Annotated in this window: 11 protein-coding genes and 1 tRNA gene; 2 read left to right on the top strand and 10 right to left on the bottom strand. The window is 58.2% G+C overall.

Annotated features, from left to right (window positions below; genetic code table 11):
- From RISK_RS12425 to RISK_RS12450, 4 genes are all read right to left on the bottom strand, one after another.
- Complete coding sequence (locus tag RISK_RS12425) at nucleotides 1-2226, bottom strand: hypothetical protein (protein ID WP_047814630.1); 2226 nt, start codon at nucleotides 2224-2226, stop codon at nucleotides 1-3.
- 3 nt (nucleotides 2227-2229) lie between these two features.
- Nucleotides 2230-3339, bottom strand: coding sequence for a PDZ domain-containing protein (locus RISK_RS12430; protein WP_102017578.1), 1110 nt, complete (start codon nucleotides 3337-3339; stop codon nucleotides 2230-2232).
- Between the two features lies 1 nt (nucleotide 3340).
- Entirely contained in the window at nucleotides 3341-4567 is a 1227-nt protein-coding gene (locus tag RISK_RS12435) for a S1C family serine protease (RefSeq protein WP_047814748.1), read from the bottom strand.
- 889 nt (nucleotides 4568-5456) lie between these two features.
- Nucleotides 5457-6269: a 3-keto-disaccharide hydrolase gene (locus tag RISK_RS12450; protein WP_047814634.1), complete on the bottom strand. Its 813-nt coding sequence runs from the start codon at nucleotides 6267-6269 to the stop codon at nucleotides 5457-5459.
- Nucleotides 6270-6638: 369 nt separating this feature from the next.
- On the opposite strand from RISK_RS12450, the gene RISK_RS12455 reads away from it, so the two are divergent.
- Nucleotides 6639-6722 (top strand) — tRNA-Leu (locus tag RISK_RS12455).
- A gap of 282 nt (nucleotides 6723-7004) precedes the next feature.
- Nucleotides 7005-7670 (top strand): peroxiredoxin-like family protein, encoded by a 666-nt coding sequence (locus RISK_RS12460; protein ID WP_047814635.1) that lies wholly within the window; start codon nucleotides 7005-7007, stop codon nucleotides 7668-7670.
- A gap of 200 nt (nucleotides 7671-7870) precedes the next feature.
- Here RISK_RS12460 and RISK_RS12465 read toward each other — a convergent pair whose 3' ends face one another.
- The 6 genes from RISK_RS12465 to RISK_RS12490 all read right to left on the bottom strand — a co-directional run bounded on the left by RISK_RS12465 (nucleotide 7871) and on the right by RISK_RS12490 (nucleotide 18324).
- Nucleotides 7871-8296, bottom strand: coding sequence for a BLUF domain-containing protein (locus RISK_RS12465; RefSeq protein WP_047814749.1), 426 nt, complete (start codon nucleotides 8294-8296; stop codon nucleotides 7871-7873).
- Nucleotides 8297-8414: 118 nt separating this feature from the next.
- A complete protein-coding gene (locus RISK_RS12470; protein ID WP_083434957.1) occupies nucleotides 8415-9986 on the bottom strand; it encodes a TolC family protein in 1572 nt (523 codons plus the stop codon).
- A gap of 146 nt (nucleotides 9987-10132) precedes the next feature.
- A complete protein-coding gene (locus RISK_RS12475) occupies nucleotides 10133-11482 on the bottom strand; it encodes an HlyD family secretion protein (RefSeq protein WP_047814637.1) in 1350 nt (449 codons plus the stop codon).
- Nucleotides 11483-11687: 205 nt separating this feature from the next.
- Nucleotides 11688-13790, bottom strand: coding sequence for a peptidase domain-containing ABC transporter (locus tag RISK_RS12480; protein ID WP_047814638.1), 2103 nt, complete (start codon nucleotides 13788-13790; stop codon nucleotides 11688-11690).
- A gap of 168 nt (nucleotides 13791-13958) precedes the next feature.
- Nucleotides 13959-16667: a YbcC family protein gene (locus RISK_RS12485; RefSeq protein WP_047814639.1), complete on the bottom strand. Its 2709-nt coding sequence runs from the start codon at nucleotides 16665-16667 to the stop codon at nucleotides 13959-13961.
- A gap of 73 nt (nucleotides 16668-16740) precedes the next feature.
- On the bottom strand, nucleotides 16741-18324 hold the full coding sequence (locus RISK_RS12490) for a proton-conducting transporter transmembrane domain-containing protein (protein WP_047814640.1): 1584 nt from the start codon (nucleotides 18322-18324) through the stop codon (nucleotides 16741-16743).
- Between the last annotated feature and the right edge of the window lie 214 nt (nucleotides 18325-18538).

An 18538-nucleotide genomic window follows, 5' to 3' on the forward strand; every position in this document is an offset into this window, starting at 1 on the left:
TCAGAGTTCTGGGCCAATGATTTTTGGCAATTGCCGGTAGAGAAATCTTGGCATCACAGCCAAGAAACCGTCTGAGACCGGATCGTGTTCGATCGCCAAACCCACACCAACCAAGCGAGCGGATTCGTGAATACGGTGCAGCACGTCGTCGCGCCGAGGCCCCAGTGGCTCACTTCGAACGACAACCGGCAGTCGGTCATACGTGGCCGAGGTTCCGACCCACCAATGCGATGAATCGACCTCTCGGATTTGCAATCCCATCGGATCCAGCGTCCGATTGAGCATCTTTCCCGCGGTGACTTCGTTGCCAGGCTCGCCCACGTAAGCCATCACCAACTGCCCCGGTGACAAACGACGCCGTTGAGCATCCGTCCAATTGATGATGCAGGTCGCACCATTGACACGAGCGGTTCGTCGCAACAAGCCCGACATCGCAATCGCGGTGTCCAACTGCGAACCTGGTTTGCCTTCGACGAGTTCCGGCCAAGCGGGCGGCAGCCCATCGTCGACCAGAGTCTCAGTCGGTTGGTGAACATAGGCCGCCGTCCAGCGAGACATCACATCGTCGTTCAGCATCGTCTCCTGTTGTCGCATTCGGCGCAGTGACTCCGTCGTCAAACAACGCAGGTGCAACGCGTCCCGAGGTTCCAGCTCCACGGCGGAGGTGAGTCGATCCAACAGAGACTCCGCCGAACCGCGTTCGTCGCCGAAGTCGTCCAGCTCGGTCAGTTGTTTCGTTTTTGCTTGCAACGCTTCGATCGGCAATGACAGGTCCAACCGATCCTCTTCCACTTCGATCTTCAAACCAGCGGACCGCACCGCATCCCCGAGCAACTGGCCCATCGTCGTCCAACCCTTCGCATTCGTCGCAACCGGTTGCCTCAGATCCGTGCCTGCCAAATCCATCGACACCCAATCCAACTGGATCGGAATCAACGTGGCCTCGCCGATGAACAGGATCAAATCCGACAACGGGTATCCCTTGGTGCTGATCGCCAACCGCATTTTCAGCGCCGTCTCGATGTCGACTTCTTCCGGCGGAGTCGCGATCAACATCGGATCGACAAATTCATTCGCGGCCGTGTCCAACACAACGTCTTCCAGCACCGGAGCCTCTGACATCGGCGGCGCGTCAGGTGCTTGCCCCGGCATCTCCAACAACAACTGAAACTGAGCAAACTCCGGCGGCAATTCCATCACCGGATCGGGTTCAGATTCTTTCTCGGACGGCTGCGCAACTGGCCCGGTCGATGGCTGGTCACGACCAAGAACTGCTGGTGGTCCGTCGAGCGGGCTGCGTGGCATCAAATCATTCGGAACACTCGTTGAGGGTTCGTTGTCCGAACCTGTTCCTCCAGACTCCGCTGGGTCACCCTTCGCCAAAGCGGTCTCGGCTGGGGAATCCAACTCGTCTTCGCCAGACATTGCGCCGGAAGGGGACGAAGCATTGCCTTCCACACCTGATTGTGAATTCACCTCCGTTCCTGGGCCGGCCATATCGTTGTCCGGGTTTTCCCGAGCAGGATCACTCGTCGGGTCCGCGAGAGCGTCTGGAATGGTCGCCCCCAAACCCGCCGTTGAATCCGGTTGACGTAGCCACAAAAACAGCCCCGCCATGAGCGTGACGCTGAGCAGCGATCCCACAATCCACACCGCAACGGACTTGGATGTGCCACGACGACGTGCCTCGTACAACTCGTTGGGATCGACGCCAATCGATGATTGACTGGCGGTCTCCCCGGTTGCAGCGGTCCCCCGACTTGGTTCATCCTCCCCGAGGGAAGGTTGACCGGCCTCGGTCCGGGGAGGGCTGGTGCGGAGCTCAGGCGATTCGCCTGGCTCGCCCCTCATCCTAGGAGGCAGCGGATTGGAAACTCGAGAGTCTCCTGTCGCATCATCAAGAAATTCGCTTGGCAAATCACCGACAGACATGCCGGCTTCCGTCATCGCTTCGCTCCCGATGGACTCATCCCCGAGAGTGACTTGCGGAACAGTCTCTCGCGGTGGCGTTGGGGCAGACGGCGTCGAAACTGGCGGTGGAGCGGGCGGTGCCTTGGCAATTCGCTCGGGATCGGGCGAATCAATTTGCACAAACGAATTGCACTTGGGGCAATTCACAATCGTGCCAATCAGCGCAGGGTTGCTGACCTTCAATCGAGATTGGCAACTGACGCACTGAACTGCGAAAGGTCGGAAATCGCCCTCGGAGGATGCCGCGTCAACCAACGATCACTTCCCACCCGCTTCCGCGATCATGCTGGACACTTCCACCGAGACCAACGAAGAAGGCAGCGCGTAGCTGACCACTCGACCGGCGCGGGCGATGTTGATTCCGATGACCTGGCCATCACTGTTGAGCAACGGTCCGCCACACTGGTCGGGGTTCAAAACCGTGTCGTGCTGCAAGACCTCTTCGAACCCAGACAACCGAATGTTGCGAGCACCATTCACGCGAGCGTCGTTTTCCGATTCCGTAACAATCGACGCTTCTCGCATCTTGGCCGACAATTCCTTCGTGTCACCATCGCGAACAATGGTCAATTGAACGATCTCACCCGGGAACATTCTTCGCAACGTCGACATCACCGCGTCTTTGTTGGTTTGCATTTGCCCATTGATCGCAATGATCCGGTCGCCCGATTCCAAACCGGCTTCTGACGCGCTGCTGTTGGGAAGGATCTGTTCCACCTGCGCACCCGCGGTGGAGGCATTGGGATTCAACTGCACCCCCAACATTCCACGGTGTTCAACACGGCGTGGTCCTGCCCCCATGACACCCAACCCGATGACTCGGTTGGTTCGGTCCGGGCTGATCAAAAAACTGCCGACGACAGGAACAGACGAAGTCAACGTCACTGGGAGAAGCATTGGCAACGTGCCCGTGTTGTCGCGTTCAATCACCAGCAACGCCAAGTCACTGCGACGCCGTACCGCGGCCACTCGCGCGGGGAACATTCGGCCGTCACGGAGCCGGACACGAATTGGATCGTTGGACAATTCACTGCGTTTGGTGATCACGTACGCATCGGAGGTTGCCACCGCCGCCCCGCCCATCAAGCTGGATTTAGCAACCACGGTTCCAAGCGAAACGGGACGTCCACCGCAGATCACGCCGACCACGCCATCCGCCGCTCGGTCAGCGATCGGACGCACCAATTGCATCATCTCGCCATTGTCACGGCGGTGCATGACTCGTTCGACCAAGCGTTCCTGCAACCAAGCTGGCACGGACGCTTCTTCTTGTCCGGACGCAGGTCCAGCGATCGACGCGGCAACAATCGCCACCGACGCCCAAGACGTGAACGTTCGCTTCCGTGACGTTCGAGCTCTCTTCTGCATGTCAATCTCCACGGCCAATCTCCACAATCACTTTGACAGGTTGGCCATCACGTCGCAGCCAAATTTTCACTCGTTCGCCGGGCATCGTGTCGGACACCGCGGACTTCAATGATTCAAAATCGGTGATGTCCACGTCACCAAACGTCACCACTTGGTCACCCTCGCGAATGCCACCCTGATCCGCGGGTGATCCCGGACCGACTCGCACCACGTTGGCGATTCCGCCTTCGCTGTTGCCCCGGATCCCCAGCACCGGACGAAAGCCCGGCAAGAATCCCCAAGCATTGCCACCCTGCATCTTGTCCCAGTGCTCATTGTAGTGGTCCACGGGAACGTGCAAGTTGTCGGCGACATCGTTTCCGATCCGACTGTGCACCGCAATCAGCTTGCCCGACAAATCGAACAGCGGCCCGCCAGAGTCTCCTCCGATCAACGCACAATCGGTCACCAACCGGTCGGGATAGACGGCCAAGATTCGGCCCACCCGAGTCACCATGCCTCGGTCGGCTTCGTACCCGCCGGGATGCCCCGTTGCGATGCACCACATCCCAGACTTTAGATTCTCGCTGGTTCCCAACGAGGCGTGCGGCCAACCGATTTCACGGCCAGCCGAATCGCGAGCATTCTGGCCGGGATCGATCTTCATCAGTCCCGCATCGACACTGCGGTTCATCCCCAATGTTTTCGCAGTGACCGTTCGGCCGTCGTTGAGCGTCAGCATGGCGGACTTGCCAGGACGCATCGCCACGTGTGCTGCCGTCAAGACATAACCCGTGGAAGTGATGATCACGCCACAACCTTGAGCGGGTCCAATTTGAACACTGACGGTGCAAGCTTCCGCCGCCGCGGCGACGCGTTGTTGTTGCCGCTGCAACAAACGCAATTGTCCCAAGGACGCCGGGACGCCCCCTGTGGCCACCAGCTGTTCCAATTCAAACGGTGGCTCAATGAAGGTGCCGCCCGATTGATCCGCCAAAGCTCCGGAACCAGAATCTTGAGCGAACGCGTTTTGCGTGACGGGACCTGACGGGACCACTCGGGGGAGGGCTTGTGCCGGCGGCACCAAAATCGCCCCAGGCGGCAGAGGCGGCGCGCCGCCAAACGTCGAGGGCACTCCCGAAACAATCTGCGCAGAACTCACCGAGTGAGGCATCGCCAGAGCGAACAAAAAGCAACTGGCAAACAGCCTCAGTCCGAGCGTGTCGTGAAATGGCATCGCGTGATTCAGCAGGGGGAAAGACGGACGGTTCTCATTGTACCCCAACAACCAGGACTTGGTTCAAGGTCTCGCCAGTCGCGACAACGTCGTTCAGTCGAGAAAGTGACGTTGCGACGCATTCCATCCGGACAACACGCAGAATCGTTGCAATGAGACTTGGGAAGAATGGCGTGACAAGGATTGTTCCTCCATCGCTTCTCCTGGCGTTCGATGACCTTGGATGCCGGGGCCAAGCGAAACGTTCACCCCCGATACCGTTTCGTTGCGGTTTTGTCCGGAACCCGCCGATTTCAAGCGGGATTTCGTACGGTGCACCTCTCTCGAAACGAAGTTTTTGGGGAGTTCGAGCGACGCCGTTCAGGCGTACGCGAGGGTGAGGGCCGAGCATGGGGAGCGGCGCGGATTGCCACTCCCCCGGAAATCTCACTGAACGCTCGCTTTCCCGCCCGCTCCCGCTGTGGAGGTCGTGCAGTTTTGAAGTACCGTGTTGCCAAGCGTTTATGATCACCCTCCCTTGGGACGTTCGAAAAATAAATGGTGGCGGGCGTCTGGGTATCGCCCCGGATGGGGCCGTCATGCTTCGCTCGGGGCGGAAGCCCCGAGAGACCGATGCCGGAAAACAAACGGTCGCCCCGGATGGGGCCGTCGTGGGAGTTGGGGGGGGGCCCTCGCTCACGCTTCGGGTTGTGATGGGTGGTTGCTGCAGAAACCCGCCAAAACCCAGCACCAAAAAACTGCACGACCTCCGCAGCGGGAGGGGTCGGGAAGCGAGCGTGCAGTGAGATTTCCGGGGGAGGGCAGGACACGCCCCTTCCCATGCTCGGGCCCAATACCGCTCCATTGGTAGCAGGCACACGGGAGTGTGCCTGCCGTCCGGTTTCAGTGAGCTGGTGGGAGTTCACTCCGCTTCGCTGAGGGGCGTTTCTTTCTTGCCGTCGCGAAGGAAGGGCTCGCGGGTTTGTTCGCCCGAGGCCGATTGAAACTCTCGCACCCACATGTTGCGGAACCGGACAGGGTTGCTGTGATCCTGCAATGAGATTGGGCCTTTGGGGCCGTGCGCTGAGTACGCCGGTGGTCGGTTGTAAGGCGTGTCACCTTTCAATTCAAAGTGATTCAGAATCAGCACGCCGTTGTGAACCGCGGTGATGTAGGCGGGGCTTTCCAGTTCACCCGATTCGGTGAAGCGAGGGGCCGTCCAGAAAATGTCGTAGGTGTTCCATTCGCCTGGCGGACGCATGGCGTTGGCAGCCGGCGGGGTTTGCTTGTAGATCGCGCCAGCCTGGCCGTCGTGGTAGGTTTGGTTCTCGTAGGAATCCAACACCTGAATCTCGTAGCGACCCATCAAGAAAATGCCGCTGTTGCCGCGACCTTGGCCGTTGCCCTTGGCTGGGACCGGAGCCGACCACTCCACGTGGAGTTGGCAATCGCCAAACTCTTCCTTGGAAGTGACCGTGCCTTTTCCGGTGACCAGAACATCGCCATCGGTTGTCCAGCCCTGGATGTTTTTCCAGTTCTGCACGTCCTCGGCACCGCCGAACAAAACCGTTGCGTCGGAGGGTGGGTCAGCGGCCGTGGCACCCGGGGTGATGATCGGTGGCGTCTGCCAAGTGATCCCGTTGAGGTACTCCTCGCCAAAGCTGGGTGAGCAAAGCGTGGGCAGGGACAAAGCGGCGAGCGAGAGAGCAAGCGTGGTGAAACGGCGGTGAAGCATGGCGTTGGGTTCAGGGGGGGGAAAGAGGAGGGAAACAGGACGCGTCCATTCTAGCTGAACGATTTCGGTTGGGGTCACGATTGGAAAGACGGGATTCAGACGCTCAGCGACGAGCTTTCTGGTGTCGCCTGGGTTATTGGGGCCGAGGAACAGGCCGGATCATTGGCATCTTCGTTTCAATGGTTTGACCGGTTGGGATCAATCGCGCCGGAGGCGGCAAAGATCGCCTGAACCCGTCTTGCGGGATCGAGGAGGCTTCGACATAATTCGCGTCTCGATGGAGCCAGGCACGTCTTCCTTGTGGAGACATCCCCCCGCGAAACTATCTTCGTGTGGTCGCCAGCGGCCTCATCGACATTTTCAGAAGAAGCCGAAGTGGCGGAATTGGCAGACGCGCTGGATTCAAAATCCAGTTGGAGCAATCCAGTGAGGGTTCGAGTCCCTCCTTCGGTACTTCTTCGAACATCGCCCGGACCAACAGGCCCGGGCTTTTTTTATGCGCCGACCCAAAGTAGGCCGGACCAAGCGGAGTGCTGTTCCGGCAGCCAGCAGACGCAGCGCGACCAGCGGGCAATAGGACGCAGCGTTTGTTCCGGCAGGGGTGAGTTGGACGTGGTGGCCGCATCGGCGTGGTTGCCGTGGCTGCGTCCCTTCGGTCCTTGATACGGCCTCCTTGGCGGGGGCACCGGTTGATTGCTCATCATTCAATCATTCTTCACTTCTCAAGGACCAAGCATGACCAGCCTCAAACAACAAACTGACGCCCAGATTGAAAGGACTCGGCAAGCGAAACCGGAATTCATGCAGTCGGTCGATGAGCTCTTGGCACAGGCCAAGGGGTTTCAGGACGGTGGCAACGCGATCGCCGTCGGTGAGCAGGCTCCCGGATTCGAATTGCCAAACGCGAAAGGCGCGACGGTGTCGCTTGCCAAGTTGCTCGATCGCGGTCCCGTGGTCGTGACGTTCTATCGTGGTGGCTGGTGCCCGTACTGCAACTTGCAACTGCGCGCGATGCAGGAACGCTTGCCTGAGATTCACAACCTCGGTGCGGAGTTGGTGGCGATCAGTCCCCAAGTGCCAGACGAGTCACTGTCGCAAACCGAACGTGACGAACTTCAATTTGTGGTCTTGTCCGACCAGGACGCGCGCGTCGCGGAGCAATACGGCGTGGCTTGGAAGGTCCCGGCTGTATTGACCGATCACATGAAGCAGGACCGCGGGCTCGAGCTGAGCAAAATCAACAACGGAAACGGAGATGTGCTGCCGATTCCGGGCACGTTTGTGCTGACCAATGACGGCGTGGTTGCGTGGCGCTACGTCAACGTCGACTATCGAACCCGAGCCGAACCGGATGACATCATCGCGGCCCTGCAAAAACTTTCGGTTCCCACACCGAAGTGAACGGGATGGCGAGAGTCGCACCGAGGTGCTTTGCCGTGTTCACCGGCGGTCGCGTGCCGGAGCAGGACAGCCGATCGCTCGGTTCAAGCGGTGGCTTCGCATTCCGTTGGCCATGGAAGCAACCTGCGTCCAGATGATTCCAACGAGCGTTCGCAAGTGTGCCGAGACAGTGTCATCGACCTTTCCCATGTCTGCGATTCTCAAAGCCCTTTGCTGAGCGTCGCCAGTAGCGTCCTCGCTCGGCTGGTTCGGCCGTTGAGCATCGTGGCCGGCAAAGAGTCAACCTGGAAGGTGGTGGCGCCTTCCATCAGCTGCGGATCCACGTCATCGAGCTTTCGAAAGGCCATCGACCAATCATCGAAACTTCGGGTTTTGATGTTTCCTTGGTACATGACGTCGACCGAGGTGTGGCGATCATCGACGGTGATGACTTGCATCAGTTGTTCGATGGTGTCTTGCTCGCCTTCGATCAACTGAATGAACTCCCGGGTTTGGTCGCTGTAGAGCAGAATGCCAGTCACGCTCAAACGAGCGTTCTTTTGGCGCGACTGGTCGAGCAAACTTTTCAGGCCCTCCGCGGACATGTCGCGCGTTGCAACACTGCAATAAACAAGTTCCGTCAACATGATGTTCCCTTGGTCAGACTCGGTGGTGCTGGAAGCTTTTCCAGGATCGAGAGTGATGGTTTGGAGCGAGCTCGCGAGCCCGTACACGAGGCTCTGCACGAGGCCCTGCTCGAGTAACCTACTCTTGGTCGGATGGATTGTCTTGCAGGTCCAGTGAAGTGGGCAGGTCACTGGGGGGGAGTTGGGAAACCGTCATCGCTTGTTCGAGTGGATCCAAACCAAGTGCGATCTGCATTTGAGCCAATGCGGCGAACCAGTTTTGCTGGGCCTCGATCAGTTTGATTTCGGTCTCGTTGGCTTTCGTTTCGAGCAGGTTCAGGTAGATCAGATCGATCTTGCCTCGTTCGAACGCGAATCGATAGCGACCCAGCGTGTCGATGCTGGCCCGCAATGACGCTTCGGATTGCTCGACGATTTGGCCGGACAACGAGAGGGCATTGTAGGCGGTTTGCAGTTCGACGCCGATCTTGTCGCGAACGAAACGCAGTTTCTGATTCGTTTGAGCGATTTTCGCCGTGGTCGATTGAACTTTGCCACGCGCCTTGCGTCGTTGGATCGGGACTTCGCTGGTGAAGCCGATTACCAATTCGAATTCACCCTTGTCGTCGGACTTGGTCGCCGGTTCACCCATGTCTTGCGAAGCTTCGGCAACGAAGTCCAAACGCGGCAGCATTTCGTTGCAGGCGAGTTGACGATCGAGTTGGATGCCGCGAATTTGGTACTGCAGAATCTGAGGCTCGGGGCGTCGGGACAGGGCGGCGGCGAGATCGGCCTGGAAGTCACCCGGTGGTGGTGGCTGGATGGCGGGGAATTTCTGCGGGATCCATTGGTCATCGGGAACGATCGGGCGGCCCCCGTCGTCTCGTAGGAACAGTCCCAGCTTGAAGGCGGTCTCGCGATACTTGCGTTCGGTTTCCAGGACCTTGGTGGCGCGTTCCGCGATCAGTTGTTGGTTGAGGATCAAATCAATCTCGGGGAACTTGCCGGCTTCGACACCCGCTTCGTATTGCTTGCCGCGTTCCTCGGCCAATTTCAGGAGCTCCTGTTGGGCCTGCAAAGCCGAGCCGGCGGCGACCCATTGCCAGTAATTCGTGGTGGCGTCCAGCGAGACACTCAGCAACGTTTGTTGAACCGTCGGCCCAACGGCTTGTCGTGCCAAAGAGGCTTGGAAGACCGCAACGCGTTGCGGGTCAATCGCCCGGCCTTGCAACAGCGGCTGGATGAGCGAGGTTTTGAATTCGCCCGCGTCATCGGTTTGGCGTTCTTTGTACCAAGGTTGGTAGTAACCGCGTCCGATCCGGTACCCGGCTTCGACGTAGCCGCCCCACCAGGTTTGCCGAGCGAGTTTCAATCCGTTGCGATAGTTTTCGTAGTACCCGGTTGGTTCCGCCAACGAGTACGCGTTGAGTTTGACGTCGTACGCCCCGCGCGCGGAAAGCAGTTCCCCGCTGGTCAAGCCGGCTTGCTGGCGAGCCTGCAGGATCTCTGGGTACGAACGATAAACGCTGGCGATGACGTCGGCCAAGACGAGAGCGTCGTCGTTGGTGGCCGCGGCGGTGGACGCGGAGCCATTGGTCGCAGGGATGGGGGCGGCAAGCGGATCCGTGGTTGGTGCGGCTGCAGGCTCCGCTTGTTCACTGTGCGCCACGCTGAGGAACTGCTGGAACGACATCGAATCGGATTCGATCATCGTCCTCGCAGTAGCAGCATCTTGGGCGCGCGCGAGGTTGGGTGTCGCGAGATGCAAGGACGCAAGGGCAGCCACAATCACGAACGTGAGCCGAGTGCGATGTCGGTTCGCGGATGAGCTGGCAGAGTTTGCGGCCCAGGTGGACTTTATGCCTTGGGCAATTTGATCTTGGATGCTTTGTCTTTTGATTCTTCCGGTTCCTCGTTGGCCACGACCGGTGGGAATCCATTGAGTTGACGCCATATCTCTTGTCCCAAGGGAACGCGTTTGAGCAGCACCCAACCATTTGCACGGACGCCTTGTCGGAGATATCGGTCATCTGGCCAACCATTCTCCCGATCAAAATGATTGTCCGGGGTCACCAGCACTCGAAAGTTACCTCGCCCATCGTCGGTCGGGAAAACTCGGTTGACTTTGCCGCCAAACGTGCCGACGGCGACGGACGGCCAACCGACAAATTGGACGGCGGGCCATCCCTCAAATTGAAGGCGGACCTGGGCCCCCTCTTGGATCAGGGGCATGTCATTGCCACTGACTTTCATTTCGACGGCCAGCTCATCGGTGTCGGGAACGATCACGAACAGTTGATCGCCTTCTTTGATCGTGTCGCTGCCTTCGACGCCAAACCAATCTTGGATGCGTCCCGAACGAGGGGCTCGGATTTCGAGTCGGTCCAGTTCGCCACGCTTGTTCCGGATATCCAAGATTTCCTTTTCGATCGTGTTGATCTTTTGCATCGCGTCGAGCACTTTTTGCTCCGCGTCTCGATTTTTGATCGCGATGTCCTGCATTTTGGCTTCGATTTCTTCTTCCTTGGAGATCAGAGCGGCGGACAATTCATGGACTGCGTTCTGAGATTTTTGAACCTTCGCGACCTGCGATTCGACCGCTTGCCGTTTGCTGAACAATTCCTCTCGCGACACCAGGCCCTTGCCCGCGACGTCTTCGGCGATCCGCAGTTGATTGCGTTTGTCTTGCAGTTCCGCCTCCATCGATGTCACCTCATTCTTGGCCTGTTCCCATTTTTGTTTGGACGCCTCGAGGTCTTGTTTCAGTGATTCGGTCAAGCTCCGTCCGCCGCTTTCCTGCAGGGTGACAGCTTGCTTGGCGACTTCGAGTCCGGACAGCGCGGCGGCCTCTTTGGATTCCATCGCGATGATTTGCGTGTCCATCTGCGAGATGCCGTCGACCGAGAAGGGAGACAATCGCAGCAGCAATTCATTTTGTTCCACGTAGCTGCCTTCCCGCAGACCCGCTTTGACGAATTCCACCACGCCCTTGGAAGGGCTGCGAACCGGTTGCGGGCGTTCTTGCGGGTCGATCGCGACGACGGTGCCAATGCCTTTCGCGGTTTGTTGCCAGGGAACAAACACCATCGCGATGATCGACAGCAGCAAGCCTGCAAACGTGAGTTTGCCGACGAAGCGGATCCAATTGCCTGTGCGGACCAGTTGCATCGACGCAAAGTCGTCGGACGAGTGATGGCCGTGAATCATGTGGTTGTATGGGGTGGATGGTTCAGCAATTCAAAACGTCAAAGCAGTCGTCCTTCGATCGCATCGCGTCGCAACGCAACGGCTTAAGCCCTCTGGTGCCGTGAGACCGGAAGGCTGGCGTCCTATCGCTAAAATTGAAATCGGGAAATGGATTCGTGACAGTTTCAAAGGGGGTGAAACGCGATGCAGGCAAAGGCAATCCGCCTCATGGACGGCGAATGAACAAGGTGTGATCGCAGCGTTCGGCGACGTCCTTGCGGTTGGTGAAGACGATCAAGGTCCAGCTGGGAGTTTCGGGTGCGAGGTGTGGCCAGAGCGCGGCACGAACGGATTCGTCCAGATCGTCCAGCAAACCATCGATGACCAGCAGTTTGGGACGCACGGCCAAGGCACGCGCGATCAGCAGGCGGAGAATTTGTTCTTCTGAGAGCGGGTAGCCACCGGTTTGCAGGGTTGTTTGCAGACCGTTTTCGAGTTGTTCGATCGTGGCGGTGAGTCCGACTTGTCCGGTCACTTCACGCACTCGGTGTTGCCCGATGCCTCGACGTCCGAGGTCAATGTTCTCGCGAACACTTCCTCGGAAAATATCGCGGGCGCCCGCGTAGCTGACCAGTTTCCCCATTCCCGAGGTGGCTGCCTGAGCGGCTTCGATGCCAGCGATTTGGATCAGACCTTCCGGGACATCGATCAGCCCGGCGATGGAACGAGCCAAGCATGAGCGTCCACTGATGTCGTCGCCGGTGATCGCAACTCGTTCCCCCGGTTGGATGGTCGCGGCGGGGATCTTCGACGACCAAGCGGTGCCACGAAACGAGAGGTTGGACCAAGTCACCTGGGCAGGTCCCTCATCGACCGGTCCGATTTCGATCCTTTGATCCGCGGGAATGTCCACCAAGTGGCCGACTTTGTCGACGCCGGCCATCAAGTCATAAAACTTCTCCAGTGATTTGCCAGCCTTGGCAAATGCACCGACAACGACGGTCACGATCAGTTCACTGGCGACCAATTGTCCCAATGTCAGGGCTCCGCCGATCACCAACCATCCGCCCAGCGCCAAGACAGCCGTTGACGCGATGATTTGCACCGTGATTGCGAAACCGACTTGCCGAATCACAACTCGGAATTGTTGTTGGCGGGCGGCGATGTAGTCGGCGGTCAGGCGGTCGGTTCGCTGAATGGCCAACCCCTCGCCACCGCTGGTTTTGAACACGGAGGGTTGCGCGATCACGTCCTGCAACCAATGCGCGACGTGGTACTTGGCAATCGACTCTTCGATCGAGGTGCGGATTCCGCCCCGTCCGAGCACCCAGATGAAGGAGACCATCGCGATGACCAGCACGATGTCAAATCCCAGCAGAAACGGATGGTAGAACGCCAGCACGACCATCCCCAAGACCGTTGTCAGGACGATGGAGACACCATCGAGCAAAAGCACCGCGGTCGCCTTTTGAATCGTCATGATGTCAAAGAAACGGTTCGCGAGTTCGCGAGGGCATTCGCCCCGGAGGTGTTCTTGATTGGCTCGAGGAAAGCGGTGGGCGAGGTCGCTGGCGATGCGAACAAATTGCCGCCGCTGGATGATTTCCACGACCACGGTTTGCAGCAAGCGGAGCACCCCGGCGATTGCCAGGCATGTCAGCAGCATCAACCCCAAGACAATCAATGGTTGGAACTGGGTGCCCCAGCTGACCACGTTGACCAACGATTCGACGGCGAGCGGCGTGGCCAAGGACAGCACGCCGGCGACAAGAGCAAACAGCACCACCATCCAAACATCACGGCGATCCAGGTTCAACAACGCGATGAACCGGCGCATCGGTGTGGGCGACGCATGATCGCCGGCATGGCCATGGGAGGTGGCGGAGACAGAGTCACATTCAAATTGCTTGCGAGCGATCAGCATCCGGGGCGCGGGCGACGTCGTGAACAGTTGCCCAAGTTTGTAACGGCTGATCACCTTGGAATTGACTTGGTCGTTCGTGGTGAACATTTCGACCGATCGCCAGTTCGCCTTTTCCAGGACTCGCAGGGACCCATCGTTGTAGGCCAGGACGATCGGGTTGCCTTCGCTGAGAAAGCCAAAGGCTTCGGCGCCCGAGTCCACATGGGTTTCGTCCAGGACGATGCCGGCCTGCATGGCGCTGGTTTGCAGCACCCACAGTGGATCTTCGTCCTCTGGCATCGATTCGTTGGACAGGACGTCGGCCAAATCGATCGGCAGCCCAAGGCTTTGCCCAATCCGAGTCAAGGATCGCAAAATGGACTGGTCGTCCGGAGCAATCGCGTCAGAAAATGAAGAGGAATCCATGCGAATCAAAAAGGTGCAAACGAATGTCGGGCCGCGAACGTCGCGTCACGCTTCATCGTGGGAGGAATCACCATCATCAATGACCAAGCAGTGAGAACCGAGAAGAAAAAAGTGGCCCACGGCAGGGGGGATCGCGAAACACAACAGGTGTGAATCTGCAACGGAAGTTCATTCAACCGACCCCACGAGCTGCCATGATTTCTCACGCTGAGAGGTGAAGGAGGCTGTGTTGGTCTGCAGTTGAACCCAAGATCCATTTGGTTGGTAGCGGTACTTTTGATCGTTTTCGATGGCGACCAAGTGCACCCAGCCGTTTTGCAACAAATTGCGTACCGTGGTGTGAGCGGCGATCACTCGATCGATTGCCTCTCGGTTGGCAACCACAACGGTTTGGAGTCGCAACGGTATGTGTTCGATGTGTTCACCATTTCGGAGGGATTGTTCCGGCAGACCGGCCTGAAGATCACCCCCATTGCCGGAGAAGATTCCAAATTGGCCGACCACGTTGTGGACGGTTTTGCATCCGCTTCCAAAATGATGCGAATCCACGGTCGAGGCGTAGTACTGCATGTTGATCCAGTGTGCGACGACCATGGGGGCGGTCATGATGGATTCCAAGACGCGACCGCTGGGGTCGGACTGTGCATGGTAGCTGTGTAGGAAGGCACGGCCGTCCAAGGCAATTTCTCGCGTCAAGCTTCGGGGGCCAATCAGCATGCTGGCGTTGCCCGCCAGTCCCCATTCGGGACGCGTTTGCGACCAGTCCGCGGCTCGGGCAGCCAGCGATTCAGACGAGCTTTCGTCCAACAATGGCAGGCGTTCGCATCGAGTCAATTCGCTGCCCTCGTTCCCAATGCTTTGCAACTGCGAGACTCGAGATTGATGCGATGGAGGAATGGATTCGGTGTCCAGCCATTCGATCTGATCGGTGGTGGTGTTGTGCCACGCCGCCAAGAAGTGAGTGTCCGCTCCAATCTCAATGCCTCGCTCGGCCAATCGCGTTTGAATCCGTCGATCATTCAATAGAGTGGCGGCCAACCGAGCGTTGGGGGCACCCGAGTGTCCGCCGCAGGCGCCGCAGTCCAGTCCAGCGGACATCGCGTTGTTGTCGGTTTGGCTGGCGTGCCCGCACAAAACAACGAGCGGGGCGAAGTGGTTGGTCAGTCCCATCGTGGTCAGCAGGCCTTCGGCCAGGTCCGTTTGTTGGTCCAGATCGATGCCTTGTTGCAACAGTCCATCCAGATCCAGTGAGAGCGTTCGCCCCTCCGCGGTCACTCCAGGTTGGTTGTCGGGACCAGACTGACGAAGGTTCTTTCCCAGCAACCGACCGACCAACTCGATGCCATCGAGCAGCCCCATGGTTTCCACGAACGAAAAGCAGCCAACGGCGGAAGTTTGGAATTGCTTCCACCGTTTTTTCCACGTGCTGATTTCTGTTCGGCGTGCCGCCTCAGTGGTCGTGGGGGTGGAACTGTGCGGGACGAGAGGATGTTGGCCGGAGCAAGCGGAGACGCAGTCGGATGCCTTTTCCTGCAGTGAAAAACTCGATTTCAGCAAGACCGGGGCGTGGACATCGCCAGAGGCTTGGCCCAGCGGAATGTACTCGAATGGCAGTCCAAAGAACCCTGCCACACCAATTGTTTCGATGTCAGCGGAGACGCTTTCCAGATGCCTCCGCAATCGCTCGGATCGAACGTCAATGCAAAACGCCATCTGGGCGATCGGACGCGACGCCGGTTGATCGAGATTGGCGGCCGATTCGGACGCATCGGGGGCAGGTGATGGCAGCGAGTCCAGCAGTTGGTCTCGATAGGCAATTTCCGACGCTCGCAGAAGGATCTTTCGAAACTCTTTGCAGGAGTCGTCGGAGGAAGCTGCGTTCAGCTTTTGAGCATTCAACCGCGATGTCCAGTCGACTTCAAACGCGAAGGCTTCGGAGATCGCGACGTCGTAGGCCAATGACATCGCCAGGAAGCCACGGAAGTCGTCGTGTTGGAATTTGCCGGATCCGAGCGGGTCGGTTTGCAAACCTTGGTACTTGGTCCAACCGCTCCAACCGGGCATCGAAAAGACATGTGCCAACAGAAACGTTTCCCAGAGCGATCGTGGAAGATTCATTCGTTGCAGCAAATGAACGATTGTCGCTTCGGCCGTGTGAGGCAGGTCGTTCACAAACTTTCGAAAGCCCGGCAATCCGAGGATTTCGATTCCGCGATCACACCGCGCGGTGTTTCGCCAGGCTTGATACAGAGGCAGGTTCTGCCAGGGGTTCCCCCACTTCGATTGGCCTTCGTCGTAGTGAGCCGAGCAATGCTTGCCGATCTCTTGGTGAACCATTTCAGTCCAGTCCACCGGTCCGTGGGCCGTCAGTCGTGAAGCAATCGTCGCGATCGGTGGAAGCGGTTTCGCCTTCGCCGAAGAGCAATCTTTCGATGCCGCAGCCGACGAAGCCTTGGTCAATGCTTCCAGCACCTCATCCACAACAGACAATGCCTGGTCAGCTCCATGATTCTGAACTGCCGTGGCGGTCTCGTTCACCGCGGCTTCAATGTGGGGCCGCTGCAGTGCTCCGGATCGAAACTGCGAGGCAAAGTGTTCCATCGTCGGCAGCAGTTCACACTGCGAGAAGACTTGCAGGTGGTCTCGGGATTCGAAGAAGGAACGTTCTGTGAAACCGGCGTACGGATTGACTGCGACCCAATCTTTGAGCGGCCAAACTGGAGAGACCGCTTCACAGACTTGATCCAGTAATTCCTCGAGCTGTCGATAGACATGTGGGTCTTCGTACGCGGCGGGCACAAACACGCTGAGTGATGGGTCATTGGATTTGTGATTGGACGTGGACGTGGACTTCGATGAGTGATGGATGGTCTTCATGGCATGTCTGTCTGGGTTGGCTGGTGTGAATTCAGGATGCGTTTGAAACTCAAAACGGTGGTCAGGGCCTCGCTCAGGAGGTGGCGAGCAACCGGAACACGCGACGAATCCCGTGTTCGATGTAAAATCCGTTGGTCGCGTGAACTTGCATCGCGTGAACCCAGGGAAGCTGAGTGGCGGAAGCGAAACGGGTTTGCAAGAAGTACAAGCCGACAAATCCGAGCACGACCAGGGTTCCCACGACGCGGCTGTTCAGAAGTGAAGCGGACGATGGAAGGCTGGTTGAAATCAAAGCGTCGGCTGCGAGAAACCCGGTGACGTAGAGAAAGCAAATCAACGCCGCCGTGGCCATCGACTGCAGCACCAAGCGTCGGGATCCTGAACGCATGGCATCGGCGATCCAGTGAGTCAAAGCCAGACACAGAACGCTGCCTAGGATCCAACCGCCGGGTTTCTCGATTGGCGAGAGACCGAACAGCATCCATGTGACGGCAAACAGTGAGCAGCTGACCGTGAATGCGAATCCCGTTTCGTACCAAGTGAGCGCTCGGTTCCATTGGCTTGCACCGGCAATCGCTTTCTGATCGCTGATGACGCTGCCCGAGCGTAAGAAGGCGTTGGATTTGTACAACGAGTGCGCCACGAGATGGATGGTCGCTGGGACGAAGGCTCCCAAACCACACTGCAGCATCATGAATCCCATCTGTGCGATGGTGGAATGGGCCAGTGACTTCTTGACGCTGGTCTGGGTCATCAGGACGATCACAGCGACCAGCGTGGTGATCAGTCCCACCATCGCCATCGTGTTCATCGACAGCGGTGACAACCCGAATACATTTGCGAACCGAATCACCAGGTACCCGCCCGCGTTGACGATTCCCGCATGCATCAGGGCGGAGACTGGGGTGGGCGAACCAAGCGTTTCAGGGAGCCAAGAGTGAAATGGGAATTGCACGGATTGGCTGGCCGCGGCAACGAACAGCAGGAAGCAGGCGGCCACTAAGATTTGCGGTGGCGATCCAGCATCCAGTTGCATCTTCTTGGCGGAGTCAAAGATGTCGGCCAGCACGAGCGAGTCAAACTCGAGAGAGAGCAGACCGAAGGCTGCGAACAAGGCCAGATCGCCAATCCGGTTGATTGCGAACTTGGTCCAGGCGGCGCGACTTGCACCGGGTTGCTCTGGTTTTAGCAACAGCAAAGAGTGCAGGCCCAAGTTCATGGCCACCCAGGCGAACGCGAATCCGATCAAGTTGCCCGAGGCGATCATCCAACTGACCGCTCCGATCGCGACCGCACTGAATCGAAAGTAGCGGGTCTGATTGAATTCCCCATCAAGATATTGAATCGAGTACTGGCACGTGGCCCAGCCGATGAAGCTGACGAGAACCAGCATCAGACCCGAGAGACCGTCGTACAGAACCCAGTTGGTCGGATGGAACACACCGAGGATTTCCGTCTCCGCGATCGGGCGAGGAACTCGCATGATCAAGTGCACCAACAGCGTGGCGACGCATACCAAGCACTGGGTTGCGACGATGAAAGTGATCCCCTGCCGCCAACGGAAGCCAGTCCGGCGACCAAGCACATTGGGAACCAACGCCGCAAACAGGAGGAACGTCGGAAGGATCACCGGCAGCAATTTCAACCAATCAGGCATCTCTCAATTCTCCTTAAAGCGGAAATGGAATACGCGAACACTAAAGCACGACAAGGATATCGTCAATTATGTTTCGTCAAATCCGTGGCGGAGGATGAGGTGGAATGGTCGAGGATCGGCGGCGGTTTTGTCCTGGAACGGTTGAAATGCAAGGGTTGGTCAGGTTTTTTAAGTCGCGAATAAATTTTCGTATTTCGATGGTACAATTCGCCTT

It is taken from the genome of Rhodopirellula islandica, from assembly GCF_001027925.1.
In the GTDB taxonomy this organism is placed as follows: domain Bacteria; phylum Planctomycetota; class Planctomycetia; order Pirellulales; family Pirellulaceae; genus Rhodopirellula; species Rhodopirellula islandica.